23 protein-coding genes are annotated in these 26,021 nt (G+C 71.2%); 7 read left to right on the top strand and 16 right to left on the bottom strand.

Going from position 1 to position 26,021, the window contains the following annotated elements; all coding sequences use genetic code 11:
• Window positions 1-3 precede the first annotated feature (3 nt).
• Window positions 4-654 (top strand): TetR/AcrR family transcriptional regulator, encoded by a 651-nt coding sequence (locus ACZ6TD_RS43715; protein WP_471347206.1) that lies wholly within the window; start codon window positions 4-6, stop codon window positions 652-654.
• Between the two features lie 77 nt (window positions 655-731).
• Here the strand turns inward: ACZ6TD_RS43715 and htpG are convergent, their stop codons facing one another.
• From htpG to ACZ6TD_RS43755, 8 genes are all read right to left on the bottom strand, one after another.
• A complete protein-coding gene (gene htpG, locus ACZ6TD_RS43720) occupies window positions 732-2,618 on the bottom strand; it encodes a molecular chaperone HtpG (protein WP_471347208.1) in 1,887 nt (628 codons plus the stop codon).
• A gap of 218 nt (window positions 2,619-2,836) precedes the next feature.
• On the bottom strand, window positions 2,837-2,992 hold the full coding sequence (locus tag ACZ6TD_RS43725; RefSeq protein WP_413812102.1) for a hypothetical protein: 156 nt from the start codon (window positions 2,990-2,992) through the stop codon (window positions 2,837-2,839).
• Between the two features lie 144 nt (window positions 2,993-3,136).
• Window positions 3,137-3,583 carry a nitroreductase family deazaflavin-dependent oxidoreductase gene (locus ACZ6TD_RS43730; RefSeq protein WP_471347210.1) on the bottom strand — a complete coding sequence of 149 codons (447 nt, stop codon included), beginning with the start codon at window positions 3,581-3,583 and terminating at the stop codon, window positions 3,137-3,139.
• A 149-nt stretch (window positions 3,584-3,732) separates the two neighbouring features.
• The gene (locus ACZ6TD_RS43735) at window positions 3,733-3,900 is read right to left on the bottom strand and encodes a hypothetical protein (protein WP_471347211.1); all 168 of its coding nucleotides are present in this window, start codon (window positions 3,898-3,900) and stop codon (window positions 3,733-3,735) included.
• Window positions 3,901-4,084: 184 nt separating this feature from the next.
• Entirely contained in the window at window positions 4,085-4,762 is a 678-nt protein-coding gene (locus ACZ6TD_RS43740; RefSeq protein ID WP_471347213.1) for a hypothetical protein, read from the bottom strand.
• 187 nt (window positions 4,763-4,949) lie between these two features.
• Entirely contained in the window at window positions 4,950-5,657 is a 708-nt protein-coding gene (locus ACZ6TD_RS43745; RefSeq protein WP_471347215.1) for a dienelactone hydrolase family protein, read from the bottom strand.
• 220 nt (window positions 5,658-5,877) lie between these two features.
• Window positions 5,878-6,942, bottom strand: a complete 1,065-nt coding sequence (locus ACZ6TD_RS43750) for an aldo/keto reductase (RefSeq protein ID WP_471347216.1) — start codon at window positions 6,940-6,942, stop codon at window positions 5,878-5,880.
• 119 nt (window positions 6,943-7,061) lie between these two features.
• Window positions 7,062-8,600 (bottom strand): Rieske 2Fe-2S domain-containing protein, encoded by a 1,539-nt coding sequence (locus ACZ6TD_RS43755; RefSeq protein ID WP_471347218.1) that lies wholly within the window; start codon window positions 8,598-8,600, stop codon window positions 7,062-7,064.
• A gap of 210 nt (window positions 8,601-8,810) precedes the next feature.
• On the opposite strand from ACZ6TD_RS43755, the gene ACZ6TD_RS43760 reads away from it, so the two are divergent.
• The 5 genes from ACZ6TD_RS43760 to ACZ6TD_RS43780 all read left to right on the top strand — a co-directional run bounded on the left by ACZ6TD_RS43760 (window position 8,811) and on the right by ACZ6TD_RS43780 (window position 14,341).
• Window positions 8,811-9,473 (top strand): histidine phosphatase family protein, encoded by a 663-nt coding sequence (locus ACZ6TD_RS43760; protein WP_471347220.1) that lies wholly within the window; start codon window positions 8,811-8,813, stop codon window positions 9,471-9,473.
• A 52-nt stretch (window positions 9,474-9,525) separates the two neighbouring features.
• Window positions 9,526-11,007, top strand: a complete 1,482-nt coding sequence (locus tag ACZ6TD_RS43765; RefSeq protein ID WP_471347222.1) for an FG-GAP repeat domain-containing protein — start codon at window positions 9,526-9,528, stop codon at window positions 11,005-11,007.
• Window positions 11,008-11,110: 103 nt separating this feature from the next.
• Window positions 11,111-12,526 carry a serine/threonine-protein kinase gene (locus ACZ6TD_RS43770; RefSeq protein WP_471347224.1) on the top strand — a complete coding sequence of 472 codons (1,416 nt, stop codon included), beginning with the start codon at window positions 11,111-11,113 and terminating at the stop codon, window positions 12,524-12,526.
• Window positions 12,523-12,885 (top strand): hypothetical protein, encoded by a 363-nt coding sequence (locus tag ACZ6TD_RS43775; protein ID WP_413812112.1) that lies wholly within the window; start codon window positions 12,523-12,525, stop codon window positions 12,883-12,885. Before ACZ6TD_RS43770 ends, ACZ6TD_RS43775 begins: the two co-directional genes overlap by 4 nt.
• A 139-nt stretch (window positions 12,886-13,024) precedes the next feature.
• A complete protein-coding gene (locus ACZ6TD_RS43780; RefSeq protein WP_471358593.1) occupies window positions 13,025-14,341 on the top strand; it encodes a S1 family peptidase in 1,317 nt (438 codons plus the stop codon).
• On the opposite strand, the gene ACZ6TD_RS43785 is transcribed toward ACZ6TD_RS43780, so the two are convergent.
• The 7 genes from ACZ6TD_RS43785 to ACZ6TD_RS43815 form a co-directional block, all read right to left on the bottom strand.
• Window positions 14,320-15,360 (bottom strand): SMP-30/gluconolactonase/LRE family protein, encoded by a 1,041-nt coding sequence (locus tag ACZ6TD_RS43785; protein ID WP_471347226.1) that lies wholly within the window; start codon window positions 15,358-15,360, stop codon window positions 14,320-14,322. The two genes, ACZ6TD_RS43780 and ACZ6TD_RS43785, sit on opposite strands and share 22 nt — an antisense overlap.
• Before the next feature lie 4 nt (window positions 15,361-15,364).
• Window positions 15,365-16,009 (bottom strand): diguanylate cyclase, encoded by a 645-nt coding sequence (locus ACZ6TD_RS43790; protein WP_471347228.1) that lies wholly within the window; start codon window positions 16,007-16,009, stop codon window positions 15,365-15,367.
• 131 nt (window positions 16,010-16,140) lie between these two features.
• A complete protein-coding gene (locus ACZ6TD_RS43795; RefSeq protein ID WP_471347229.1) occupies window positions 16,141-19,257 on the bottom strand; it encodes a glycoside hydrolase family 2 TIM barrel-domain containing protein in 3,117 nt (1,038 codons plus the stop codon).
• A 148-nt stretch (window positions 19,258-19,405) separates the two neighbouring features.
• Entirely contained in the window at window positions 19,406-20,101 is a 696-nt protein-coding gene (locus tag ACZ6TD_RS43800) for an HAD family hydrolase (RefSeq protein ID WP_471347231.1), read from the bottom strand.
• Window positions 20,102-20,193: 92 nt separating this feature from the next.
• Window positions 20,194-20,439 (bottom strand): hypothetical protein, encoded by a 246-nt coding sequence (locus ACZ6TD_RS43805; RefSeq protein ID WP_137976290.1) that lies wholly within the window; start codon window positions 20,437-20,439, stop codon window positions 20,194-20,196.
• Window positions 20,440-20,514: 75 nt separating this feature from the next.
• Window positions 20,515-21,693 (bottom strand): cation diffusion facilitator family transporter, encoded by a 1,179-nt coding sequence (locus ACZ6TD_RS43810; protein WP_471347233.1) that lies wholly within the window; start codon window positions 21,691-21,693, stop codon window positions 20,515-20,517.
• Between the two features lie 179 nt (window positions 21,694-21,872).
• Window positions 21,873-22,454, bottom strand: a complete 582-nt coding sequence (locus ACZ6TD_RS43815) for a hypothetical protein (RefSeq protein ID WP_471347235.1) — start codon at window positions 22,452-22,454, stop codon at window positions 21,873-21,875.
• 158 nt (window positions 22,455-22,612) lie between these two features.
• On the opposite strand from ACZ6TD_RS43815, the gene ACZ6TD_RS43820 reads away from it, so the two are divergent.
• On the top strand, window positions 22,613-24,583 hold the full coding sequence (locus tag ACZ6TD_RS43820; protein WP_471347237.1) for an APC family permease: 1,971 nt from the start codon (window positions 22,613-22,615) through the stop codon (window positions 24,581-24,583).
• Between the two features lie 70 nt (window positions 24,584-24,653).
• Here the strand turns inward: ACZ6TD_RS43820 and ACZ6TD_RS43825 are convergent, their stop codons facing one another.
• Window positions 24,654-25,991, bottom strand: coding sequence for a radical SAM protein (locus tag ACZ6TD_RS43825; RefSeq protein WP_471347239.1), 1,338 nt, complete (start codon window positions 25,989-25,991; stop codon window positions 24,654-24,656).
• Between the last annotated feature and the right edge of the window lie 30 nt (window positions 25,992-26,021).

Genomic DNA, 26,021 nt, shown 5'->3' on the forward strand with positions numbered 1-26,021 from the left:
CCCGTGCGAAACAACCGGGACCGAGCCGACCAGCCCACCCTGGAGGCCATCGCCGAGGCCGCCCTGACCGTCGTCGACGACGAGGGGGCCGAGGCGCTGAGCTTCCGCCGGGTGGCGCAGCTGCTGGGGGTCTCCCATGCCACGGTCTTCCGCCGCTGCGGCGACTTCGACGGTCTGGTGAACGCGTGCGCGGACCGGCTGGCCGCGCGGATGCCGCTGGTGGGGCAGGACCAGGGCTGGGCCACCGCCACCGAGGCCCGCTTCCGCGCGTTCTACGAGGTGCTGATCGAGCACCCCGGGCTGGTGGCGCTGCGCTCGGGCCGCGCCTGGTGGGGCCCGCATCTGCTGAGCCGCCTCGTGGAGCCGCAGCTGGCGCACAGCATCGCCGCCGGAATGACCCCCGAGGCGGCGATCCGGGTCTACCGGCGGCTGTATCTGCTCACCCTCGGCGCCGTCGCCTTCGTCGACCACCGCAACGCGAAGCAGGTGCGCACCGCCGCGCGCACCGCGCTCGCCGCGCTGGACCCCGAGGACTTCCCGGCCCTCACCGGAAACCTGGACGTCGTCCTGCCCGCGCTGACCGACCACGAGGTCTACCACGGCGCGCTGCGGCAGCTGATCGACGCCTCCGCGGCGGCCTGCCGCACACGATGACGAGCGTGAAAAGGTGACGAACGCCCGCGGGGCGGGCCCCGAGTGGGCCCGCCCCGCTGTGCTTCACGGCGGCGTGGCTACAGCGTCTGCTGCACCCGCTCCGCCACCAGTTTGATGAAGCGCGACGGATCGCTCAGCTCACCGCCCTCGGCGAGCAGCGCCATGCTGTGGAGCAGCTCGGCCGTCTCCGCGAGACCGCTGTCGTCCTTGCGCTCGGCGTGGGCCTTGCGCAACCCGCTGACCAGCGGATGGGTGGGGTTCAGCTCCAGGATGCGCTTGATCTGGGGCAGGTTCTGGCCCATGGAGCGGTAGATGTTCTCCAGGGCCGGGGTGACATCGAAGGTGTCCCCGACGATGCAGGCCGGGGAGGTGGTCAGCCGCGAGGACAGCCGCACCTCCTTGACCTGCTCGCTCAGCGTCGACGTCATCCAGGAGAGCAGCTCGGCGAAGTCCTTCTGCCGCTGCTCCCGCTCGGCCTCCGCCTCCTCGTCCTTCTCTTCCTCCGAGTCGAGGTCCACCTGCCCCTTGGCGATGGAACGGAGCTGCTTGCCGTCGAACTCCGGCACCGCGTCGACCCACAGCTCGTCGATGGGGTCGGTGAGGAGGAGCACCTCGAAGCCCTTGTCCCGGAACGCCTCCATATGGGGCGAGCTCTCCACGATCGACCGGGACTCGCCGGTCATGTAGTAGATGTGCTCCTGCCCGTCCTTCATGCGCTCGACGTAACCGCGCAGCGTGGTCGGCTGCTCGGCGTCATGGGTCGAGGCGAACGAACACACCTCGAGGATCGCCTCGCGGTTCTCCAGATCGCTGAGCAGACCTTCCTTGAGAACGCGGCCGAATTCCTTCCAGAAGGTCGCGTAGCGCTCCGCGTCGGAGGACATGATGTCCTTCACCGTCGAGAGCACCTTCTTCACCAGGCGCCGCCGCATCAGCTGAATCTGGCGGTCCTGCTGAAGGGTTTCCCGCGAGACGTTCAGCGAGAGGTCCGCGGCGTCCACCACGCCCTTGACGAAGCGGAGGTATTCCGGCATCAGGGCTTCGCAGTCGTCCATGATGAAGACGCGCTTCACATAGAGCTGCACACCCCGCTTGCGGTCCTGCATATACAGGTCCTGCGGTGCGCGGGCCGGAATGAACAGCAGCGACTGGTATTCGAACGTGCCCTCCGCCTGCATGCGGATGGTCTCGAGCGGGTCGGCCCAGTCATGGCTGATGTGCTTGTAGAACTCGTGGTATTCCTCGTCGGTGACCTCGTCCTTGGGACGGGCCCACAGCGCCTTCATCGAGTTGACGGTCTCGAGCTCGGGCGCCTTCTCGTCACCCTCCTCCGCCTGCTCCGCCTCGTCCGTCGTGGCCGGGGCCTGGACGGGGGCCATCCTGATCGGCCAGGTGATGAAGTCCGAGTGCTGCTTGACGATTTCCCGGATCTTCCAGGGCGAGGCGTAGTCGTAGAGGTGGTCCTCGGTGTCCTCCGGCTTGAGCTTCAGCGTCACGGAGGTGCCCTGGGGGGCGTCGTCGACCGGCTCGATCGTGTAGGTGCCCTCGCCGCTGGAGACCCAGCGGGTGCCCTGGCTCTCCCCGGCGTGACGGGTCTCCATGGTCACCTCGTCGGCCACCATGAAGCTGGAGTAGAAGCCCACCCCGAACTGCCCGATGAGATCCGCGGAGGCGGCCGCGTCCTTCGACTCCCGCAGCTCCTTGAGGAATTTCGCGGTGCCGGAGTTCGCGATCGTGCCGATGAGCTCCACGACCCCCTCGTGCGACATGCCGATGCCGTTGTCGCGGACGGTCAGCGTGCGCGACTCCTGGTCGATCTCGATGGTGATGTGGAGATCAGAGGTGTCCGCCTGAAGGTTTTCGTCGCGGAGCGATTCGAGGCGCAGTCTGTCCAGCGCGTCGGACGCGTTGGAGATGAGCTCGCGCAGAAAGACGTCCTTGTTCGAGTAGATCGAATGGATCATCAACTGCAGAAGCTGTCGTGCCTCGACCTGAAACTCGAAAGTCTCGACCCCTGTAGTCAACTGTTTCCCCTCGTGAGATAAGTGTCGACGCCGTCAAGCACAGTGCGTCATCAGCAGCTTATCGAAGGTGAGGGGTGTCGAGCGGCCTTCCGGGCAGATGACGGACGGCCGCTCACGGAGCCGGATACGGTGGCCCCGGGCGACGGGGCCGGAGCGCGTCAGCCGCCGCCGCGCACCTTGCTCCAGTCCAGGGCCTCGGCGGCCTCGCGCTGGATTTCCTCGGCCGCCTCCCGGGCCTCCGCGGGGACGTCGCCGTGCTCCGCCACGAGGCTGTCGTAAATCGGCGCGAAGTCTGATTTGTCTGTCGCGGTCATGTGGCGCACTTCCTTGGGTACGGATACCGGGTCGGCTCCCGGATACCCGATCTATCAAACAGGCATGCTTTGACGTCGGTCACATGGGGGGCTTCCGGTGATCCACAGGCGCCCGGCGCGCTGGGGCGCGCCGGGACCCGCGGGTCAGTGCGCGGTGGCGGCCGGCTCCAGCACGAAGACCGGGATCTGGCGGTCGGTCTTCGTCTGGTAGTCGGCGTAGTCCGGGTACGCCTCGACCGCGCGCTCCCACCACCGGGCCTTCTCCTCGCCGGTGACCTCGCGCGCGGTCATGTCCTGCCGCAGCGGGCCGTCCTGGAGCTCGACCCGCGGGTCGGCCAGGATGTTGTAGTACCAGACCGGATGCTTGGGGGAGCCGCCCAGCGAGGCGACGACGGCGTAGGTGCCGTTGTGCTCCACCCGCATCAGCGGGGTCTTGCGGATCTTTCCGCTCTTCGCGCCCAGCGTCGTCAGGACGACCACGGGCATGCCCCGCATGGTCGTTCCCTCGGTGCCACCGGAGCTCTCGATCAGCTCGACCTGATCGCGTACGAACTTCTCCGGGCTCGGCTCGTACTCACCCTGCAACGGCATGATGTCCGTCCCCTCTTCTCGTGTGCGAAAACTCGCCTTGCGTCTCCCCGTGCCGATGGTCAACACGGGGAGTGCGCGAGATCATCCCGGCGGCTCCGGCCGTCGGGGCGGCGACGCGAGGGGATCGGTCGCGAGCTGGGGTTCGTCCGTCACGCCGCCAAGCGGCGCCGGTCGGGGGAGGGGGTGGGGGCGGAGGTGGGGGTTTCCTTGTCACCGTTCCGCTCCGCCGCGCGCTTCGACTCATCGGAGTGACGTCCCTGAGGAGAGAAGGTCAGGTCCGGAACGTCGACGACCGGCGGCAGATCGGGAGTGAGCATTGGCTGCTCATTTCTGTCCATGGCGGGCGGGTACCCAGGTGCGGCGGTCTCACCCTGCGATACCGGTCACAGTCGGACATGGCGGTCAGATCGGCGGTTCGCGCCTGTGCGGGACGGACCGCCGAACGGCCGGTGCGCACCCCCGCGGCACACCGGCCGCCGCGCGACGGCCGGTGTGGCCGGTTCAGCCCACGCGCTCGATGCGCGCGTTGCGGATCAGGAATTTGCCCGGCTCACGGACCTGCTCGAAGGCGGCGTTGTTGAGCAGGGCGCAGCTGCCCGAGGTCGAGGTGACGGAGACGGTTGTCGACTTGTCGTTGTCGAGATTGGTCACCTTGAGCTTGGTGCCGACCGGGAACTCATTGCTGGAGGCGGCCGGGGCCCCGCCCTCGCCGGACAGGGTGACGGTCGACCCCGCGCAGACGACCTCGCCCGAGGCGCCGGCGTCACTGGCACCGGAGTCCGAGGCTCCCGCCGATGCGGAGGCCGATGCGGAGGCGCCGCCCCCGGCCTGGGCCGCTGCCTCGTCCTGTCCCGCGGCCCCCTCCGCCTGTCCCGCGGCCTCATCGGCGGCGCAGCCCGAAGCCTGCTGCTTCCGCTTGATCTCCTCGATGACGGCCTGCCGGTTGGCTATCCGCGCCTGTGACTGCGCATCCGGATCGGCCTGCTGATCGGCGATGAACTTCTCGTTGTTGGCCAGCGCCTGCTCCAGCCCGGCGCAAGCCGTCGAGGACTGCGCCGCGCCCTCGGTGCTGGCATTGCTGGTGGCGGCCAGCACCCCGGCGCCGGTGCCCGCCAGCGCCAGCGAACCGATCAGCAGGCCGAGCTTCTTCTTGCCGCTGAGTGTCCTTTTGCGTGTCATGTCGACTCCTTTTCGAGCTGTCCGCCATGCCATACGGGCGGATGCCGGAGTCGTCTCAGGGCTGGGCAGAAATTTTTCGGGGAAATGTGGTTGAGAATTGAACGGTGGTGGGTTTCCGGACCCGACCTTAAAAGGGCCTTAAGGCTTCATGAAGACTTAAGGCCCTTTCCGGCGCAAGCCGATTTCGTCAGTCCAGCCGCTGGTGCAGGAAGCCCAGCGTGCTCCGCCAGGCGGAGGCCGCGGATTCCGCGTGATAGGACGGGCGCTCGTCATTGAAGAAGGCGTGACCCGCGGGGTAGAGCCGGAAATCCGGCTCCACGCCGGACTCCTCCCGCATGACCCGGCGCAGCCGCTCCAGACCGTCCAGCGGAATGGTGTTGTCGTTCTCCCCGAAATGGCCCAGGATGTCGGCCCGCAGTCCTGAGAAGTCCGGCAGGTCGCCCTGGATGACGCCGTAGAAGGGCACCGCCGCGCTGACCCGGGAATCGGCGGCGGCCAGATACAGCACGAAGCCACCGCCCATGCAGAACCCGACCGCCCCCACGGTGGCGGAGGTGACCTCGGGCCGGCCGAGGAGATGGTCCACCGCCCCGGAGAGCAGCTCGACTCCGCGCCCCACCGGCAGTTCCCGCATCATCCGGTACGCCTCGTCGGCGTTATGGGCGACGCTGCCCCCGTACAGATCGGGCGCCAGCGCGACGAAGCCCTCGCGGGCCAGCCGGCCGGTGACATCGGCGATGTGGTGGTCCAGGCCCCACCACTCCTGAATGACGATCAACCCGGGGCCCCGCCCGGACGGCGGGAGCGCAAGATAGCCGTGCGCGGTGGCTCCAGCGCTGGGGAAGGTGACGTTCTGGCGGGCGGGGGAGCCGGTCGGCTTCGGGGCCTCGGGCATGGCGGATCGCTCCTGTCTACCGGTCGTCGCTGGCCCCACCCATCGTAGGGACGGCCCGTGCCACCAGGGCGCGGCGCGCGCTGCCGCCGAACGCGCTCCTACGGGGTGTCCGGCGGACCACGCGGCGGAGCCGCATAGCGATGATGTCCCCTCCCCGGCCCGGGCCCCGGGGCGGGGAGCGGAGCGGCCCGCCGCAGGCGTCACGATCCGTCGGGCACCCCTAGAGGATTCCGCTCGTGGCGCGGCGGTGGGTGGAGCGGCGGTCGTCGATGTCGGCCCAGCGATCGCCGTAGATGTTCTCGGTGATGCCCGGGTCCCGTACGAAGTCATGCGGGAAGCCCAGCGGCACCGCGCTGACCTCGTCCAGCCGTGCCACCGCGGCGGCGTCGAGCCGGACGCCGACGGATCCGAGGGCGTCGGCGAGCTGGGACTCCCGGGTGACGCCGACGATCGGGACCACGGTGCCGGGGCGGCCGCGCAGCCAGGCCAGCGCCACCTGGGCCGGGGTCCAGCCGCCCTGTTCGGCGATCTCCAGTACCGCGGTGATGGTGGCCTCCTCGTTGTGTTCCGTCCGGTCGTCCCAGGTGGCATGGTTGGTCAGGCGTCCCGGCTCACCGCGGCGGTACTTACCGGTGAGCTTGCCGCCCGCGAGCGGGCCCCACGCCAGCACGGCCAGATCGAAGGCGCGCGCCTGGGGGAGGAGTTCGCGCTCGGGGGTGCGCTCCAGCAGGTTGTAGCGCAGCTGTGAGCCCGCGAAGCAGGTCCAGCCACGCAGCTCGGCGAGCGTGTTGGCCTGGGCGATCTCCCAGGCGGGCCAGTCGGACACCCCGATGTACAGCACCTTTCCGGCCCGTACCAGATCGTCGAGCGCCCGCATCACCTCCTCGACGGGGGTGAAGTTGTCCCGGGCGTGCACCCACAGGACATCGAGGCGGTCGGTGCGCAGCCGCTCCAGGCTGTCCTCCACCGAACGCACCAGGTTCTTGCGGTGGTTGCCCGCCGCGTTCACATCGCCCGCGCGGGTCGCGCAGGTGTACTTGCTGGCCAGGACGAAGCTCTCCCGACGGCCGCCCTCGAGCAGCTCGCCGAGGATGGTTTCCGAACTGCCGCCGGTGTAGTTGTTGGCGGTGTCGATGAAGTTGCCGCCCGCGTCGGCGTAGAGGTCCAGCAGCCGTCGGCTGGTCTCCTTGGCGGCCCCCCAGCCCCAGTCCTCGCCGAAGGTCATGGCACCCAGGCTCAGCTCGCTCACCCGGAGCCCGGTCCTGCCGAACAGTGTGCAGCGCATGGTGGTCCCCTTGCGTCGGTCGTGTGTGGTGACGTGCGCCGACGCTAGGAGTTGAAGAGCGCTCCAGGGCAACTCGCCGGGCCGTGGCGGCGGTCGTCGCCACGGCCCGGTCCGGCCGATTACGACACGGCCGAGGCGCGGATGTCGTGTCCGTCCGCGGTCAGACAGCGGCCCGTGCTCAGGTCGTAGCGCCAGCCGTGCAGGGTGCAGGTGAGCACCTCGCCCTCGATCTGCCCGAACCGGCCGAGGTCGGCGCGCAGATGGGGACAGCGCCGCTGCACCCGCCAGCCGTCCAGCACGATGTCCTGGCCGTCGTCCTGGCAGGAGTCGTAGTAGTTCTCCACGTACTCGATGCGCTCCATCGACAGGCACTTGAAGAACACATACAGGAACTCGTTGTACGGCCCGACCCGGCTGGCGGTGAACCGCATCGACAGCAACAGGCTGTTGGACCAGTCCACCTCGCGCCGCTCGATGTTGGTGGCCACCAGATCGGCCGAGGTGGACAGTGTGTAGCGGCAGCGCTCACCGTCCCAGAGGCGGACCTCCCGCGCCGGGAAGTCGATCACGATCGGCACCTCGCCCACGTCCAGCCGCGCCGGGCCGCCGACGCCCGCGCAGATCCGGTCGGCCCTGGTCAGCAGCGGTTCCCACCACTGCTTCAACTCGGCCAGCAGCCGCTCGCGCGGCAGTGCGGGGGACCGTGAGGCGCGTTCGGTGGCGAGCGCGGGCTGCTGCCGACGGGCGAACTCCCGCAAGTACGCGGGCTTCTCGCCGAAGATGTGCTCGATCTCCGTCTCGGTGTAGCGGTGGGTGAGCTTGCACGCGGTGCCCTCCGGCTCCGCCACCGTCCCCGGCAGCAGCAGATGCGCCGCCACCTGCGGTCGCTCCCGGCCCAGCCGGCGCAGGAACTCCAGCTGGTCCACGAAGATGCTCTCCCCGTCCTGGCCGGTGCCGTTGTGCTCGAAGAGCTCGTCGTCCAGGAAGCACGGCGGGCCCGCGTTGGGGAACACATGCTTGGCTTCCACCGCGTCGATGTAGCGCAGCGCCCGGTCGAACTGCCCCTGCCGCTTGCGCGCGGCGAACTCCTTCTTGGCGGAGAGCGGCAGCTGGTACACCATCGGGTACCAGATGGCCCCGGAGAACTGGACGAAGTACGCGTCCACCTCGCCGAACTCCCGGATCGCCGCGATGTCCAGCGGATGGGCGTCGTTCTGGTTGAGCAGCACGCTCCGGCCGTCGTCCAGCGAGAGCGCGGAGTCTCCGATGGGGCCGTCCCCGGGGCCGGTCAGCGCGGTAATCATGATGCGCAGACCGTCGCGCTCGACCGGTGTACCGCAGGGGGCGCGGAGGAAGTTGGTGAAACCGAGCGCGCTCAGTTCGCGTTCCAGCTCATCGGTGGCGAAGGCCGGAAGCAGCACGGTGATGTCCTTGCGCACGTTCCGGCGCAGGTTCTCCGCGTCGAAGTGGTCGCGGTGGAGATGGGAGACATACAGATAGTCCGCCGCCCGCCCGTAGTGCGCCCAGTCCAGATCGGTGTTGTCGGGGAACGGAAACCAGGAGCCGAAGAAGGCGGGGTTGACCCATGGATCGCAGAGCACCGACCCCGCCGCGGTCTCGATGAACAGCCCAGCATGCCCAAGTCCGGTCACGCGCATACCACAGCACCCCAACTCGGTCGGTGATGTCCGATATCTCCACCGTGTCGGGGTTCGCGGCCGTGCGCATCCGCGGCTGCGCTTGCCGGGTGGCGCGATCCGCCACCCGGGTCACGCCGGTGTCTCCTTCATGAGACGGTGGGCGCGATGGTCGTCCGCGGCTCCGCCGCGGATCCCGGAAGGCGCCCTCCACGTGGGCGAAGGGTGCGGATGAGGAGGGGCTGGGTGGTCCGGATCACCTTGGTCGCGCCCGCCGTCAACGCGGCGCTGCGGCAGGTGCGGTTCGACGACGCCCCGCCGGACGCGGCCGGGTTGCGCCGGGCCGCGGCGGCGGCCGCGACGCTGCCCCACCACGACATGGCGTTCACCGCACCCTCCGAGCGCTGCCGCGGTACCGCCGCGGCCCTGGGGCTCGACGCCGCCGTGGCTCCGGAGCTGGGCGACCTCGATGTGGGCCACTGGCGGGGCCGTTCGCTGGACGAGGTGGGGCAGGAGGCGCCGGAGGAGGTGGCGGCGTGGCTGTCCGACCCGGCCGCGGCGCCGCACGGCGGCGAAACGCTGCTGGAGCTGGTGGAGCGGATCGGGGCCTGGCTGGAGGCGCGGCGGGAGGAACCGGCACCACCCGCCCCCGCACGTGAGACGCGCCGGGAGGATCCGCCCCCGCCCGCACCGTACGCCCCCGCCCGTGAGCCGCGACTGCTCGCCGTCGTGGAACCGGCCGTGGTCCGGGCCGCGCTCGTCCACGCCCTCGGCCTTCCCGCGCCCGCCTTCTGGCGGCTGGACGTCGCCCCGCTGACCGCGACGGAGCTCAGTGGCCGCGCGGGACGGTGGAATCTGCGCTGCGGACACCCGCTGGCGGGGAGCGCGCCGTAACGAAATGATCTCTCCGATGGCGTGTCACCGCCGGATGCGCTGTCGTGTCCTGATGGCATCCCCCACCACCAGGCTCCGGCCCGCCACCGCCGCTCTCTGCGCCGCCGCGCTGGTGCTGCTCACCGCGTGCGGCGGTGGCGGTGGCGATGATGAGACCAAGGGCGGCGACGGGGCCGGGCAGAGCACGGCCTCCCCCGTCGTCACCCCCACCGCGACCGCTCCCGTCCCCCGGGGCAAGGGCAGTGCGCTGGCGGACGACCTCAACGGCGACGGCCGCCCCGAGCTCGGAATCCCGATCGCCTCCGACGACGAGGGACTCGGCGGCCTTCGCCGTATCGCCTATGTGTACGGCTCGGCGAAGGGCCCCGACCCCGCCGTCCGCACCGTGCTCGGCCGTGACGACCTCGGCCTGCCCGCCGGCGCCGGGTGGAAGGGCACCGCGGGCGAGATGGACTCCGCGACCACCGCCGACCTCGACGGCGACGGCTACGCCGATGTGATCGTCACCGCCACCAAGGAGCGCGACCCGGCCAGTAGCGAGCGCGTGCACATCACCACCCAGACGCTGCCCTACATCGCCTGGGGCGCCCCCGACGGGCCACGCCGGGGAACCCCCGCCACTCCGGTGCGGCTGGCCGACGCCGACGACGGCCTCGAGAGCTCGCGGCCCCTGGCGACGGGCGACTTCAACGGGGACGGACACCACGATCTGGCCGCCGTGCGCCAGAGCGGCAAGGACTTCCACGTGCTGTACGGCCCGTTCGGCCGCGACGGCGGGGCGGCCCGCACCGAGACGTACGCCAACCCCCTCGGCCCCAGCGGCCAGATCGCGGAGCTGTACGCCGACGCCATCGACGGCGACCGCCCCACCGATCTGGTGGTGCACGAGCAGGGCGACGCCGACCAGACGAAGTCCGCGCTGCTCACGGCGGGTCCTGACGGCCTCGCCAGCACCGGCCGCACCCTCCGCAAGGGCAACGCGATCGCCTTCGGCGACTTCGACGGCGACGGGAAGCGGGATGTGGCGGTCGCCGACACCGGCAGCCGCAACGACGAACCGGGCTATGAGACGGAACCCGCGGACGTCAGCCGGTCGGTGAGCGTGTACACCAAACGCACGGCCGGATCGACCCCCGAGCCGATCAGGATCCCCGCCCTGGGCGGCGATGTGCTCGCCGCCGCCGACACCGATGGAGACGGCACCGACGAACTGGCCGTCTCGCTGCGCACCGGTGGCACCGAACTGCTGACGATCCGCCCGGACGCCCCCGGAGAGATCGCCCACCGCCGCACCCTCGACCGCACCGTCCCGGCCCGCGTGGACGGCCGCGAGGTGCCGAAGAAGCGACGCGCCGTCAAGCTCTACGGCGCCGGGGACTTCGACCACGATGGCGAGGACGAGATCGTGCTGGCCTGGGGACCGGACCCGCTCTTCGCGCTCTACGGGGAGAAGCCGCAACGGTTCTGGGTGACCGACGGCACCGACGACAGGGTGGTGTTCACCAGCGCGCCCTACGGCAAGGGCGGCGCATGAGGCCCGGTGCTCCACCGCACGCGTGTCCGTGCGCACGGCCCCCTTCGCCCGGCCCGGCCGACGCCCTACTGTGGGCGTCAGTCGGCTGGGGAGGGGGAGGCGGATGACGACCGGGGGAACCTCCGGTGGGGATGAGCGGGGGAACGGTCCGGGGTCGCCCCATGGGACGGTGATCGGCGGCCGGTACGAGTTGCGCGGGCGCGTGGGCAGGGGCGGCCTGAGCACGGTGTGGGACGCCTACGATGTGACGTCCGGCCGCCCGGTCATCGTCAAGGAGCTGCACCCGGTCGAGGATCCGGACCCGGCGGAGTACCGGCGGTGGCTCGAACGGCTGCGCCATGAGGTGCGCCTCCTCGCCGGGACCGCGCACGAGCACCTGCCCGCCTTCTACGACCTGGCCCAGCGGGACCGCCGGGTCTGGATCGTCATGGAGCGCCTCGACCAGCGTTCGCTGGCGGACCGGCTGCGGGAGTGGGACGGGCGGCCGGACGTGCCCGAGATCGCCCGGATCGGCCTGGGGGCGCTGAGCGGATTACGCGCGCTGTACGCGATGGGCATGGCCCACGGGGACGTCAAACCGCTGAACATCCTCTTCCGCCCGGACGGCAGCCCGGTGTTGGTGGACCATCTCGGCCTGGTCTTCGAGCGCGAGGGCATGATGGTCGGGACACCCCGCTACATGGCACCGGAGCGCTTCACGTCCCCGCCCTCCCCGGCGACCGAAGAAGCGCCGCTCAAGGCCGACCTGTGGTCCCTGGGCGTGACCCTGTACGAGGCCGTCGAGGGCCACGCACCGTTCGAGGGGGACACGGTGTCCGAGGTGATGAGCGCTGTGCTCAACGACCCGCCGCCGCCCATGAGATACGCGGGTCCGCTGCGGCCGCTGATCGAGGGGCTGCTGGTCAAGGACCCCGGAGAACGGCTGACGGCCGAGCAGACCGAGGGGCTGCTTCGCGAGGTGGCCCGGGGCGAGCCCATGTCCGCCCCCGGGGCCGGGGCAGTGGTCCTCCCGGCCCCCGCGGGGGCCGCGGAAGCCATGCGGCCGGCCCCCCGGGTGAGCCGCGCGGGCGCCGGAAGCCTCGCCCCGATCGCCGTCGTGCTGGGGGTCCTCCTGGCCGTGTCGGGGGCGGTGGCCCTGCCCTCGCTGAGCCCGGGCTCCTGGGACGACGTTCCGGGATGGGTGGGGCCCGGATGTCTCGGCCTGCTGTGGCTGGGGCTCGCGGCGCGCGGCTTCGCGTCGGCCAGACAGCGGGACCGGCGGGCGCGCTGGCTCGACGCCCTGCGCCCGGACGCCGGGGAGGGGCCCGCCCGCCCCGCCGGGCCCTGGCAGGCGCTGCGCGAGGGGTATCTGGCGTCCCTGGCGGTGCCCCAGCCCCCGGCCCGGCGGGCGCGACGTCCGGTGGAGCGAGAGATGGAGCGGGACATGGCCGACTTCCTCACCGCGCTCGGTCCGCCTCCGCCACGGGCGGCGGGCCCGGCCCCCGCCCCCCGTCCGGACCGCCCGGGGGAGGCTCCGTGACCGAGAACACGAGTGAGAACCCCGCGCCGGGCAGCCCGCCGGAGACGGCGGTGCCCTGGGGCGACCGGCTGCCGGTGGAACAGGCCAAGGAGTGGGAGGCGGTCAGGCCCGGCACGGTGGAGTGGATGCTCACCGAGCTCCAGCGGGAGCGTGAACACCGCCGCCGCATGGACTGGGTCCACACCGGGCTGCAGGCGTTCGGCTCGCTGCTGGGCGCGGGCACGGTCGTGGCGTACATCTGGGTGGCCACGTACTTCCTCGCCCACGACGCCGCCACCCAGGGCGCGGCCATTCTCGGCGGCGGCACGGCCGCCCTGGTCGGGGGGTTCCTCGGCAAGCGCTACGGCGACCGGCGCTGATCCCGGGAGCCGCGGGCCGCCCCACGGGGATCCGCGGCTTACGTCCGGGGAGTGAGCAGGACGTCGCTTCCTTACGTATGAGGGGGTGGGCCTTCGCCGTCCGAGGCCCCCGGCTGGATCGACGTAAGGAGACAGGGTGGTGAAGCACATGCGGCGCGGCGTGCGCCGGGTCGTGCGGTTCGCGGCTGTCGGGGCACTGGTCTGTGGCGGGGTGATGGTCTCGCAGGCCGGGCCGGGCGGATCGGCCCACGGGACGACCGGAAGCGACGGTCCGAGAGCCCTGAGTGCGGACCGGGCGGACGATGTGGGCGGACGGCTGGTGTCCGCGCTCGGCGCCTCCCGTACGGCGGGCAACTGGATCGGCGCCGACGGCCGCCCGGTGGTCGCGGTCACGGACGACACGGCGGCGGACGAGGTCAGCCGGGCCGGGGCCACCGCCAAACGGGTGCGCTACAGCATGGCGGACCTGGACTCCGCGACCGAGAAGCTGCGCTCGGCGCCCCGGGTGGCGGGCACCGCCTGGATGGTGGACCCCAAGTCCAACCAGGTGGTGCTGGTCGGCGACAGCACCGTCTCCACCGCTCGCTGGTCGAAGATGAAGGATCTCGCCGCGGAGGTGGGCGGCGAGGTCCGCGCGCAGCGGACGGAGGGCTCCTTCACCACCAGGACCGCCGGTGCCTCGCCCATGTTCACCAACGGCAGCCGCTGTTCGGCCGGTTTCAACGTGACCAACGGCCAGACCGGTTTCATCCTGACGGCGGGACACTGCGGCCCCAACGGCACCCCCTGGTTCACCGACGGCACCGGCTCCACCCGCATCGGCACCACGGTCCAGAGCAGCTTCCCCGGCAATGACTTCTCGCTGATCCGCTACGACGACGCCTCGCTCGACCAGAGCAGCGTGGTCAACGTCGGTGGCGGCCAGACGGTGCGGGTCACCGGTGTGGCCGATCCGGTCGTGGGCCAGGAGGTGTTCCGCAGCGGCAGCACCACCGGGCTGCGCTCGGGCAAGGTGACCGGGCTCAACGCGACGGTCAACTACCCCGAGGGCACGGTCACCGGGCTTGTCCAGACCACCGTGTGCGCCGAGCCCGGCGACAGCGGGGGGCCGCTCTTCGCGCAGGGCGTGGCGCTCGGCGTCACCTCCGGCGGCAGCGGCGACTGCGACCGGGGCGGGGTGACCTTCTTCCAGCCCGTGACCAAGGCGCTGACCGCGCTCGGGGTGTCCATCCCGGGCGCCAAGGCCCAGAGCCCCAACCCGTCCATCGCCTCCGGCACCTCCGGCAGCTCAGGGACCGGCGACGGCGTCTCGACGCTCGACGACGTCGTGGCGTACGCCCAGAGCTTCGGCCCCGGTCTGGCCGTCATCGTGGTGGGGTTCGTGGGGCTGCTGACCACCCTGACCATCCGGCCCCGGCGGCGCCGGTACCGCGGCTACTCCACCGGCTGGGGGTGAGCCGTCCCGGTGGCCTCCCGGGGCGGTGGCAGCGGGCAGACCGCGATGCCCCGTTCGAGGAGGCTGCCCATGACGAGGAGGCCGCCGAGCGCACACACGCTCGTGGCCATCCGGTACGGGCTCCGGCGCCGCACCAGATGGCGGACGACCCGGCCGTCGGGGCCGATCGCCAGGGCGCGCACGGTGCGCCGCGGGCGGGGGCGGAGCCGGGTGACGACGGGCACCGCCGCCCTTCTGAGCGCGGCGGGCGCGCGGTGCAGCAGATCGAGGGCGGGCTCCCGCGGCGCGGCCATGGCCACCCAGATGACGCCGTCGGGGCCGCGGGTGAGGTTGTCCGGGAAGCCCGGCAGATCGCGGAGGAGAAGGTCCCGTGTCCCCGCCCGGCGACCGGTCAGCCACAGCCGGCTGATCCGGTAGGCGCCGCTCTCGACCACGGCCACATACGACTCGTCGGCGGCGAGGGCGACCCCGTTGGCGAACCGCAGCCCGTCCAGCACCACCTCCGGCCGGCCGCCCGGCCGCAGCCGGAGCAGCTGCCCGGTGGCGGTGTTCTCCAGGATGTCACCGAGCCAGTCCTCCAGCCCGTGGCGGCGGCTGGACACGGTGAAGTACACCGTGCCGTCCTCCGCCGTGGCGACATTGCTGCAGAAGCGCAGCGGCCGGCCGTCCACCTCGTCGGCCACCACCCGTACGGACCCGTCGTCCGGCCCGACGCGCAGCAGCCCGCGCCGCGCGTCGCACACCAGCAGCCCGCCGTCGGGGCAGGGGACGAGCCCCAGCGGCCGGCCACCGGTGTGCGCGAGCACCTCCGAGCGGACGAGCTCATGGTCCGGGGACAGCGTCAGCCGCCGGACGGCCCCGTCCGCGGTTCCGGTGAGGATCCGGCCCTCCGCGTCGACGGCGACGTGTTCGGGCCCGTGCGCCTCCGGCGCCAGGACCCGTGGACACGGCAGCGGTTCGGCCGCCACGCCCGTCCGCGTACGGGATCGTGCCCGCGTACCGGCTCGCGTGCGCGGCATGGGCTCACACCGCCTTGACTGCCTTGGCGGCCCTGAGGCACCGCCGCATCTCCTCGGCGTAGGGCAGCACCACACAGGCGCCGATGCCGAGCCCGATGGCCGCCAGATACCGCACCGGCAGCGGGTTGTCCTTGGGCAGCAGCTTCCAGTCCTCGGGCCGGTCCCCGCCGCGCAGCGCCGCGCGGACCTGGTCCCAGTGCAGACAGCAGGTGAACGCCATCGCCGACAGCGGCAGCACCTCCAGGAAGCTGTGGATGTGCTGCTCCACCGGGCGCACCTCGCGCTCCCCGGTGGCCAGGCTCACATCCCACAGCGCCGTGGCGCCGTGGGCGACGGCCGCTCCGCCCATCACCGACAGCACCAGCGGATTGACCCGGGCCAGCAGCCCCATCGCCACGGGGACACCGGCCTCCGTCATCATCAGGGCGTGGATCGCCGACTCCTTCGTGCCCGACGTCTCCTCGATCCTGGTCCGGCGATGCATGAGCCAGTCCGCCACCGCCGGGACGAACCACAGCGGCATCACCCCGTACATCAGGAACCGCCGGTTGGCGTCCTCGACGTCCACGGCGCCGCGCGGCACCTCCAGATCGCGTGGCCGTCGCCACCGCCGCCAGGCACGGGTCACCGGGCTACGGGAAAGAGTCATCTCGCCTCCAGCACGACGTCGGAGAAGTCGGGTGCCCTCTTCGTATCGCGGACAAACGGCCGCGGGAGGCTTCCACCCGTCCGGCGTGGCGCGGCTCAGCGTGTGACTCGGCCGCTCACTCAGCCGCCTTCTCAGCCGTCCCCGGCCTCGAGGGCGACGATGCGCTGGGCGCCGTCCGCCGCGTCCGGATGACGGCTGGTGAGGTCCAGCCGCAGCCGTGAGGTGCGCACCGGGTCGAAGGTGATGACGGTCGGGGTGTCGGAGGCGGTGGCCCAGGTGATGGACGCACCGCGCACCGGGACGTACGCGTGGCCGTTCCACGCCGAGACCTCGATCGAGGCGGGCAGGGTGTGCTTGGCGTCCACGGTGAAGGACACCTCGACACGGCGCAGCCGCCGCTTCCCGCTCCAGGTCACCGAGACCCAGTCGGCCTTGCGGGCGCCGTCGAAGGCGGGGAGCAGCGCCGTGGCGGGCTTGTGGAAGGCGTTGGACCAGCCGGTGGCCGGATCGCCGTCCAGCATCGCCGAGGGCAGGGTTGTCGGCGCGCCCGAATAGCTGGCGTCGGCCAGTGGGTGGCGGGGAGCGCCGGGGCCGGGGTCGGGTGCGAACGGCGTGGGGCGGGTGACCGGCTCCGAGGTCCCGCCGGTGGCCCGGACGGTGGCGGTGGCGGTGCGCAGTCCCGCCGAGCGGGCGGTGATGGTCAGCGGCCCGGCCTCGGTGCCGGCGCGGACGATGGCCAGGGCCTTGCCGTGGAAGGCGGTGCGGGTGCTCGCCTGATAGCGCTCGGCGCTCTCCTGGCGGCCGTTGTCGACCCCGGCCAGGGAACCTCCGGTGACCTTGAAGGCGATCAGATGGTCGGCGTCCGGCACCACCACACCGTGGGCGTCGACGACTTCGGCGGTCACGAAGCACAGGGAGCGGCCGTCGGCGTCGACGGTCTCGCGGTCGGGGGTGAGCCGTACGGTGTGCGGGCGCCCCGCCGTGCGCAGCACATCGGTGGCCACCACCCGGCCACCGCGCCGGGCCACGGCCTTCAACTCGCCCGGTGCGAACGGCACCTTCCAGGTGAGGTGGAGCTTTCCGGCGCTGCCGCCCGGGCTGGTGTAGCTGCCGGGGTAGGGGCCGGAGGTGACGGTCTTGTCGTCGCCGGTCGGCTCGGTGGTCTCCAGGTAGGCGCGGCCATCCGGGGTCTTCTTGGTGTCGAACTCGCGGACGCCCAGCGATCGGCCGTCCAGGAACAGCTCCACCGTGGCGACGTTGGAGTAGGCCCACACCTCCACGGTCTCGCCCGGCCGGTGGCCGGTCCAGTCCATGGGGACCAGATGGACCATCGGTTCGCTCGTCCACTGGCTCTTGAAGAGGTGGTACATGTCCTTGGGGAAGCCCGCGGTGTCCACCGCGCCGAAGAACGACGCCTTCACCGGGAACACGTCGTACGGCGTGGGCTCGCCGATGTAGTCGATGCCCGACCACAGGAACTGCCCGGCGAAGAACTTCCGGTCCCGGTCCTTCTTCAGCCCGTACTCGCCGCTCATCGTCCAGGAGGCGAGGTTGTTGTCGTAAGAGGAGGTCTCGCGCCTGCCGGGGGTGTGGTTCTCGCCCGTGTTGAGGTGTTCGGGCTCCTGATAGGCGCCTCGGCTGGAGGTCTCCGAGGAGGACTCGGACTCGAAGAGGAACAGATGCGGATAGCGGGCGTGCAGCGCGTCCACCGAGGCGGCGGTGTTGTAGTTGAGGCCCAGCCCGTCCAGCTTGGTCAGCATCAGATCGGCGGGGGAGCCCTCGGCGGGCAGCGTGCGGTACTTGTCCGAGCCGATCACCACGGGCCTGGTGTCATCGGCCGCGCGCACGGCGTCGATGAGCCGCTGGGCCATCCCCAGCCCCGGGGCGCTGGTGGAGTCGGGGATCTCATTGCCGATGGACCACATGACGACGGCGGGGGAGTTGCGGGCGGCGCGCACCATCTCGGTGATGTCCGCCTCGCAGTGCTCGTCGAAGAAGCGCCCGTAGTCATAGGTGTTCTTGCCGGTGCGCCAGCAGTCGAACGCCTCCACCAGCATCACGATGCCGAGCCGCTCGCAGACCTCGATCACCTCCGGCGCGGGCGGATTGTGCGAGGTGCGCAGGGCGTTGACGCCCATGCTCTTCATGATGGTCAGCTGGCGCAGCACGGCGTCGGCGTTGACGGCGGCGCCGAGCGCTCCCAGGTCGTGGTGGAGATCGACGCCCTGGAGCTTGGCGTACCGGCCGTTCAGCGAGAATCCGCGGTCGGGGTCGAAGGTGGCGTGGCGCAGCCCGAAGGGGGTGCGGTACCGGTCGGTGGTGTCCTGGCCCACCCGCAGTTCGGTCTCCAGGACATAGCGCCGCGGGGTGTCGAACGACCACAGCCGCGGCCGGTCGATCCGCAGCTCCTGGGTGGCGGTACGGGAGTCACCCGCCCCGACGGTGAGGGTGGAGTGTGCCTGGACCACCATGTGCCCGTCGGGGTCCTTGACCGTGGAGACCACCGTCACCGGCTTCCGGCCGTCCGACTCGTTGACCACCAGGGTCCGCGCCCGCACCGTGGCATGCCCGGCGCGCAGGGTGGTGGCCAGGCCGGGGGTGGTGACGTACGTGCCCCACCGGGCCACATGGACCGGGTCGGTGACCTGGAGCCGGGCGTGGCGGTAGATGCCGCTGCCCGAGTACCAGCGGCTGCTGGGGAGCCGGTTGCGCACCTTGACGGCGAGGACGTTGGGGGTGGCGCCGTCGGTGTGGGCCACCTCGGTGAGGTCGAGGGCGAAGCCGGTGTATCCGTAGGGGTGCTCGCCGATGAGCCGTCCGTTGCAGTACACGGACGAGTCCATGTAGACGCCGTCGAATTCGACGGAGATCCGCTTGCCCTCGAGGGCGCGCGGCAGCGTGAAGGTGGTGCGGTACCAGCCGAGGCCGCCGGGCAGGAAGCCGGTGCCGCCGCTGGTGCCGTGGTCGGTGGTGGGGGTGAGCTCGATGCTCCAGTCGTGCGGAACCGCGACCTCGCGCCAGGCCGAGTCGTCGTACGCCGGGTCATGGGCGTGTTCGTACGCGCCGGTCGGGTCGGTGATGCCGCCGGGGTTGACGAGTGCGAAGCGCCAGCCGTCCGTGAGCGGGATGGTCCGTCCTCCCATGGCGCGGGACGCGGTGGCGGCCTGGGCGGGACCGGCCGTGACAAGTGCCCCGGCCATCGGGGCGGCGGTGCCTGCGATCAGTAACGATCTGCGAGTGACCGCCATCGCGATCCCCTTCTCTTCGATTGTGTGATGCGCAAGCGCTTGTGCGATGCGGGAGTGCCGTTGACCGACCACAACAGCTCTTTGCGCAACAGATTCTGACAGTTTCCAACAGGGAACTGTCAAGGGTCCCGCAGAGGGCTGGGGGCCTTCAGCGCCCCAGCGCGCTGTCGTCGAGGTGGTGGAGCAGATCCGCGGGATCGCGGTAGATCTCGTCCGCACCGGCCTCCAGCAGCATCTCCGGCGGGATGCCACCGGACCGGAGCGCGATACAGCGCACCCCGGCCTTCACGCACGCCACGGCGTCCCACACGGTGTCACCGACGAAGACCGCGTCCCGGGCCGGCACCCCGGCGTGCTCCAGGGCCTGCTGGACCGGATCCGGCGCGGGCTTGCCCTCCTCGACGTCGTCCGAGCTGAGCACGGCCCCGATGGCCTCGTCGGCGCCGATCGTGGCACGCATCGCGGCCAGTTCGTCCTGCGAGGCGGAGCTGGCCAGCACCAGGTACCAGCCGCGGTCGGCCAGGGTGCGCAGCAGGTCCGACGCGCCGTCGAGGGCGGGCAGCCGGGGGAAGTACTCCGCGTACAGCGTCTTGTGAGCGGTGCTGATCCGCTCGTCCCCCGACCGGTCCCGGTCTTCCGGCAGCAGACGGTCCATGAGCTTGTCGGAGCTCATGCCGATGGTGTGGTGGATCTCCCGCATGCCCACCGTGTGCCCCGCCTGCCGCATCGCCTCCCACCAGGCGACGGTGTGCAGGTAGTTGGTGTCCACGAGCGTGCCGTCCACATCGAACAGCGCGGCCCGGCGGCCACGGGCGTCCTGGTCCGAGGTGCGTTCGCTGTTCATCGCGTCTGTCCTCCCGGGGGAGTCGTACGAACGACGAGGTGGCCCCCGCCCGCGGCGGGGACCACCTCGTCGGAAAGGGGACTGGCCGGACTTCAGTAGTCGTAGTGGTGGTGGTGCCGGTGATGCTCGGGCTCCTCGACCACCGGGGGTGCCACGGCGCCCGGCTCGACGATGCGCCGGCGCTTGTAGACACTCACATACGCGCATGTGCCGATGATGCCGACTGCCATCAGGATCAGGCCGACCAAGTGGACGTTGAAGCCGTTGGCGTTCCAGTCGGTGGCGAAGGTGAGGATCCCTCCCACCGCGATCATCAAAATGCAACCGCCGAGGCCCATCAGTTCTGCCTCCGTACATGAGTTCGCTGTTGTGGGCTGGTCGTCACCGAGTACCCAGGCCCGCCGGGGCCAATCTCACGCCCCGCCGTCCTCGCGCTCCACGGCCGCCACCGCCTCCTCCAGCGCCTGGCGGTCCGCACGCGCCTTCGCCCGGTCCCCGGCCGAGGCGTCGGTGACATCGAGGAAGACCTGGTCGGCATGCGGCCAGATCTCCGCCATCGCCGTCTTGACGCGCACCAGGACCTCCTCGACCTCCTCGCTGTCCCGACCGGGGTTGAGATCGATCCGGGCCGCCACCAGCGTCGAGTCGTTGCCCAGACGCATCGTCAGCAGCGTGGTCACGGTGTCGATCTCCGGCTGCGTCTCGAGGAACCGGCGGAGCTCCCGGCGCTGGACCGGGTCGATCGCCTCGCCGATGAGCCGCCCGCTCGACTCCCTGGCCAGCCGGTAGGCCACATAGACCAGCAGCGCCCCGATCAGGAAGGAGGCCGTGGCCTCGTAGACCACCTGGCCGGTCACCATGTGCAGCCACATGCCGAGCAGGGCGAACACCACGCCGAGACAGGCGGTGGAGTCCTCGGCCAGAACGGTGCGCAGCGTGGGGTCGTCACCCCTGCGCAGCTCGGTCACCATGCCGCGGCCCGCTTCCCGGGCGTGCCCGCGCACCTGGACCAGCGCCCGGACCAGCGAGGAACCCTCGGCGATGAGCGCCACGCCCAGGACCGCGAGGCCCACCAGATAGCCGCTGTGGTCCTCGGAGCTGCCCGAGCTCAGCGCCTCGGCGCCCTGGAAGAAGGAGAAGCAGCCGCCCATGACGAAGATGCCGACGGCGGCCAGCAGCGCCCAGAAGTAGCGCTCCTTGCCGTAGCCGAACGGGTGCTGGTCGTCGGGGGCCCGCTTGCTGCGTTTGAGGGAGGCGAGCAGGAACACCTCGTTGAGGCTGTCCGCGACGGAGTGAGCGGCCTCCGAGAGCAGTGCGGGGGAGCCGGCGAAGATCCCGCCGGCGGCCTTGGCCAGCGCGATGACCAGATTGGCGCCGAGCGCGACGAAGACGGTGACGGCGGTCCGGGAGTCCTGGCCCTGCCGCCCGCCCGACCCGTCCGGCCCGTGGTCCCTGTTCGGTGCGTTCGGTGCGTTCGGCGCGTCCGGTGCGCGCGAGGTCTCGGGCGGGTCCGGCGTATGCGATGTACGCGGCGTACCCGGCGTACGCGGTGTTCCGTGCCGGTCGGAGGAGTGCGTGGTGGAACGGCTCATCGGCGGGAAACTCCGTATGCGGGAAGTCCGTGCCGTCCCTGTGGCCCTCTCCGCCGGGGCGGCCGGACGGCCTGTCCCCTTCGCGTGTGTCCCGATGTCGGGACCTCAATCGTGCTGTGCCCGCCGAGGGAGCGCACCCCGCCCGGATCCATCCGGTCCACGGGGCGCGCTCGAATGGGTCAGCCGGCCGGGGCGTTCGGGGACGCGGGCACCTTCGGCAGGTCGCTGAAGACGTCGAGCCCCATGGCGGCGGCGATCAGCAGACCGATCACGCCCAGCGCCACCGCTCCCCAGGCCACCGCGGTCACCCAGGGTGCCCCGGTCGTGACGGGCCGCCGCTGCCGCAACAGCACCACGGCGGCGATCACCACGGCGGCCAGCGCGAACAGCCCGTTGACGAGGGCCGTGGTGTGCCACGGAGTGCCGTACACCGCGGAGATCTGATCGGCGGCCGACCCGGACTGGGCCTTGATCTGGCCGGTCAGCTGCTTGCGCTCCTGGAGCATGGTGCCGAGCCAGGTGCCGGAGAGCGAGGCGAGCCCGAGGCCCGCGGCGACGACCGAGGCGGCGCCGGGGACGACCCCCGGTGTGGTGGCCGGGGGAGGGGTCGCGATGTCGTCGGCGGGGCCGGACGTTTCCAGCGGGTCCGGGGTTTCCCGCTGGTCCGGAACAGCGTTCGGGACACTTTCCGCCGTGGCTTCCTCGGCTTCTGCGGGCTGAGCCGCGGTGTCGGTCGGTTGGTCGGTCTTGGTGGTGTCCATGTGCCGCAACCGTACGGACCGAAGATGAAAACCCACTGAGAAAGCGATGTCCTTCGGGCGGCGGCACCGGCCGGGTGGTGGCCGGGCGGGCCGCATACGCTGGCCCAAGGGTCTCACCGACGGTCGGGGACCCCCTCGTCGTACGACGGGAGCACCTCGTGGTCTCCTCCACCTCTGGCGGCGCCGCCTCCGACGGCGGGGCACGGGACCGGCTGCGCGCATGGCTGCTGGAGGGCCTGACCGACATCGCCAAGCGCCAGCCCGGCCCGCACGCCGAGCCGGAGAGCGCACACCGGGGGCGGCCGTGGTGGCGGGTGATGTGCCTGACCGGTCTGGACTACTTCTCCACCCTCGGCTACCAGCCCGGTATCGCCGCCCTGGCGGCCGGGCTGCTCTCCCCGCTGGCCACCGTGGTGCTGGTGGTGGTGACCCTGGTGGGCGCGCTGCCGGTGTACCGCAGAGTGGCCGAGGAGAGCCCGCACGGCCAGGGCTCGATCGCGATGCTGGAGCGGCTGCTGACCTTCTGGAAGGGCAAGCTGTTCGTCCTCACCCTGCTGGGCTTCGCGGCCACCGACTTCCTCATCACCATCACCCTCTCCGCGGCCGACGCCACCGCCCACCTGGTGGAGAACCCGCATTTCACCGCGACCCTGCGCGGCCACGAGGTGGCCATCACCCTGATCCTGGTGGGAATGCTCGGCGCGGTGTTCCTCAAGGGGTTCACCGAGGCCATCGGGATCGCGGTGGCGCTGGTCGCCGCCTATCTGCTGCTCAACGCCGTCGTGGTGGTGGCCGGGCTGTGGCATGTGTGCACCGCGCCCCATGTGGTCCCCGACTGGTCCCATGCGCTGGTCGCCGAGCGCGGCAGTCCCCTGGTGATGGTCGGCGTGGCGCTGGTGATCTTCCCGAAGCTGGCCCTGGGCCTGTCCGGGTTCGAGACGGGCGTGGCCGTCATGCCGCATATCGAGGGCAAGCCGGGCGACACCGAGGAGCGCCCCGCAGGACGCGTCCGGGGCGCCAGGAAGCTGCTGACCACCGCCGCGGTGATCATGAGCATCTTCCTCATCACCTCCAGCTTCATCACGACCCTGCTGATCCCGCAGCGGGCGTTCGAACCGGGCGGCGAGGCCAATGGGCGCGCCCTGGCCTATCTCGCCCATGAGTATCTGGGCTCGGCGTTCGGCAGCGTCTACGACGCCTCCACCATCGCCATCCTCTGGTTCGCCGGCGCCTCGGCGATGGCCGGACTGCTCAATCTGATGCCCCGCTACCTGCCGCGCTACGGCATGGCACCCCACTGGGCGCGCGCGGTCCGCCCCATGGTGCTGGTGTTCATCGCCATCGCGTTCCTGGTGACCTGGATCTTCAAGGCGGATGTGGACGCCCAGGGCGGCGCCTACGCCACCGGAGTGCTCGTGCTCATCACCTCGGCCGCCATCGCCGTCACCATCGCCGCCCGGCGGGCCCGGCAGCGCGGCTGGACCGTCGGCTTCGGCGTCATCTCGCTGATCTTCCTGTACACCACCGCGGTCAACGTCATCGAGCGGCCCGACGGCGTCAAGATCGGCGCCTGCTTCATCGCGGGCATCCTGGCCGTATCGCTGCTGTCCAGGGTGGCCAGGGCGTTCGAGCTACGGGTCACCAGCGTGACGTTCGACCCCCTGGCCGAGCGGTTCGTCCGTGACACCGCCCACCGCAGGATCCGCTTCATCGCCAACAAACCGGAACGCCGAGACCTGGCCGAATACCGCGAGAAGCAGCATCAGATCCGGGCGGACAACGACATCCCGCCCGAGGACGACATCATCTTCGTCGAGGTCACGGTGGCCGACCCGTCCGAGTTCGAGAGCGAGCTGCGGGTGTGCGGCGAGGTGGTGCACGGCCGCTACCGCGTGCTGACCCTGCAGAGCGCCACCATCCCCAACGCGCTGGCGGCGCTGTTGCTGCGGGTGCGTGACATGACCGGGCAGCACCCGCACATCTACTTCGAGTGGACGGAGGGCCATCCGCTGGCCCACTTCCTGCGCTTCTTCCTCTTCGGGCAGGGAGAGGTCGCCCCCGTCACCCGTGAGGTGCTCCGCGAGGCCGAGCCCGACCGCGGCCGCCGCCCCCACGTCCACGTCGGCTGAACGGGTCCCGCCGAGCCGGGGCGGCCGCCACGTCAGGGCGCCGTCGGTGTCAGGGCGCCATCAGCGTCTGTCAGGGTGCCACCGGCTCCGGGTCCGGGTCCACGGCGGGCAGGCTGTCCATGAACGAGCTCACCGAGAACACCGCCCGGCCCGGCCCCGGCGGGCCGTATCCGGGCGGCGAGGACAGCCCGAAGTCCTCGAGCGTCGCCCGGTAGGTCTCCAGCAGCCGGATGTGGTACTCCAGCGGGGCACCGTGCGGATTCTCCTTGCCCAGCGGTGTCGTCGGCTCGGGGCACCAGGTGGTGAACCGGGGCACGACCCCGTGCGACATGAAGAACCGCAGCCCCTCGGCCGTGGAGTCGATCGCCTCGGCCACGGATGCGAAGCCGAGCGGCTGGGCCATCTCCACGCCCGCCACGAAGTTGGGGATCACATTCCGGGCGCCGAACACCTCGGCCGAGTCCAGGATCCGGCGGTGCCACTCGTCCCGGCCGATGTAGCGCTCCTTGCCCGGGCAGTACAGCTCGAACAGCCGCCGGTCCCACACCTCGAAGTTGGGGTGGTAGATCCGCACCCCGTAGTCGTGGAACCGCTGGACGTCTTCCTTGGGCAGCGCCTGCGCCACCACCTTGCCGATCCACCGCCCCGGGAAGCGCTCCTCGATGGCCTTCGCGTACTGGCCGTAGAAGTCGGCCTCGTCACGGCCGCCCACATGCGAGGTGATCGCGCCGCCGGTGAGGGTGTACGCCTGCGAGGTGCGGGCGGTGTCATGGCGGTCGATGATCTCCAGCGCCTCCAGCACCTCCTCGACCGGCTTCACCCCGGTGTACGGGCGGCCCGCCGCCTTGTGCTGACGCCAGTTGTGGTTGATGTCGCAGTACTGGCACTCCTCCTTGGCACCGAAGTACTGGCACACCCGGAAGACCGTCAGATAGACCAGATAGCCCCACTGGATGGTGGGCGCGACCTCCATCACCGACTTGCCGTTCGACAGGGTGTGGCGGTAGTAGTCCGGCATCGGCGGCAGCCCCACGTCGGCGATGCGCGCACCGTCCAGATACAGCCCCAGCGCACCGTCCTCCCCGGCCCGGACCACATACGGCGACGCGGGGTTGACGCGGACGGACACCACGGTGCGGCGCAGCTCGTACGGCCCGCCGGTGAGCACGATCTCCTCGGGCGGCCGATTGAGGGCCGCGGCGCCCAGCTCCGGCAGGGTGCGGTGGTCGAACGAGAAGATGAAGTACGACTTCGGCTTGACGTCGCCGTCCTCGTTGCCGCTGAGCGCGGACTCGTCGAAGGCCATGCCGCCGCGCAGCAGGTCCTCCTTGAGCACGGCCTCGTGGGGCACCTGGGGGAAACGCCCCATCAGCTCCTCGACCAGCGCGGTTCGTCTCTCACTCGCCATCTGCTGCACCATCCCCCTGGCTCCGTACGG

This window comes from Streptomyces yongxingensis (genome assembly GCF_055597465.1).

What these genes read in the sequence shown, in the direction of transcription:
- htpG (WP_471347208.1), bottom strand. Translation starts at nt 2,618, where the DNA reads ATGATCCATTCGATCTACTCGAACAAGGACGTCTTTCTGCGCGAGCTC.
- ACZ6TD_RS43725 (WP_413812102.1), bottom strand. Translation starts at nt 2,992, where the DNA reads ATGACCGCGACAGACAAATCAGACTTCGCGCCGATTTACGACAGCCTC.
- ACZ6TD_RS43730 (WP_471347210.1), bottom strand. Translation starts at nt 3,583, where the DNA reads ATGCCGTTGCAGGGTGAGTACGAGCCGAGCCCGGAGAAGTTCGTACGC.
- ACZ6TD_RS43735 (WP_471347211.1), bottom strand. Translation starts at nt 3,900, where the DNA reads ATGCTCACTCCCGATCTGCCGCCGGTCGTCGACGTTCCGGACCTGACC.
- ACZ6TD_RS43740 (WP_471347213.1), bottom strand. Translation starts at nt 4,762, where the DNA reads ATGACACGCAAAAGGACACTCAGCGGCAAGAAGAAGCTCGGCCTGCTG.
- ACZ6TD_RS43745 (WP_471347215.1), bottom strand. Translation starts at nt 5,657, where the DNA reads ATGCCCGAGGCCCCGAAGCCGACCGGCTCCCCCGCCCGCCAGAACGTC.
- ACZ6TD_RS43750 (WP_471347216.1), bottom strand. Translation starts at nt 6,942, where the DNA reads ATGCGCTGCACACTGTTCGGCAGGACCGGGCTCCGGGTGAGCGAGCTG.
- ACZ6TD_RS43755 (WP_471347218.1), bottom strand. Translation starts at nt 8,600, where the DNA reads ATGCGCGTGACCGGACTTGGGCATGCTGGGCTGTTCATCGAGACCGCG.
- ACZ6TD_RS43760 (WP_471347220.1), top strand. Translation starts at nt 8,811, where the DNA reads ATGAGGAGGGGCTGGGTGGTCCGGATCACCTTGGTCGCGCCCGCCGTC.
- ACZ6TD_RS43765 (WP_471347222.1), top strand. Translation starts at nt 9,526, where the DNA reads ATGGCATCCCCCACCACCAGGCTCCGGCCCGCCACCGCCGCTCTCTGC.
- ACZ6TD_RS43770 (WP_471347224.1), top strand. Translation starts at nt 11,111, where the DNA reads ATGACGACCGGGGGAACCTCCGGTGGGGATGAGCGGGGGAACGGTCCG.
- ACZ6TD_RS43785 (WP_471347226.1), bottom strand. Translation starts at nt 15,360, where the DNA reads ATGCCGCGCACGCGAGCCGGTACGCGGGCACGATCCCGTACGCGGACG.
- ACZ6TD_RS43790 (WP_471347228.1), bottom strand. Translation starts at nt 16,009, where the DNA reads ATGACTCTTTCCCGTAGCCCGGTGACCCGTGCCTGGCGGCGGTGGCGA.
- ACZ6TD_RS43795 (WP_471347229.1), bottom strand. Translation starts at nt 19,257, where the DNA reads ATGGCGGTCACTCGCAGATCGTTACTGATCGCAGGCACCGCCGCCCCG.
- ACZ6TD_RS43800 (WP_471347231.1), bottom strand. Translation starts at nt 20,101, where the DNA reads ATGAACAGCGAACGCACCTCGGACCAGGACGCCCGTGGCCGCCGGGCC.
- ACZ6TD_RS43805 (WP_137976290.1), bottom strand. Translation starts at nt 20,439, where the DNA reads ATGGGCCTCGGCGGTTGCATTTTGATGATCGCGGTGGGAGGGATCCTC.
- ACZ6TD_RS43810 (WP_471347233.1), bottom strand. Translation starts at nt 21,693, where the DNA reads ATGAGCCGTTCCACCACGCACTCCTCCGACCGGCACGGAACACCGCGT.
- ACZ6TD_RS43815 (WP_471347235.1), bottom strand. Translation starts at nt 22,454, where the DNA reads ATGGACACCACCAAGACCGACCAACCGACCGACACCGCGGCTCAGCCC.
- ACZ6TD_RS43825 (WP_471347239.1), bottom strand. Translation starts at nt 25,991, where the DNA reads ATGGCGAGTGAGAGACGAACCGCGCTGGTCGAGGAGCTGATGGGGCGT.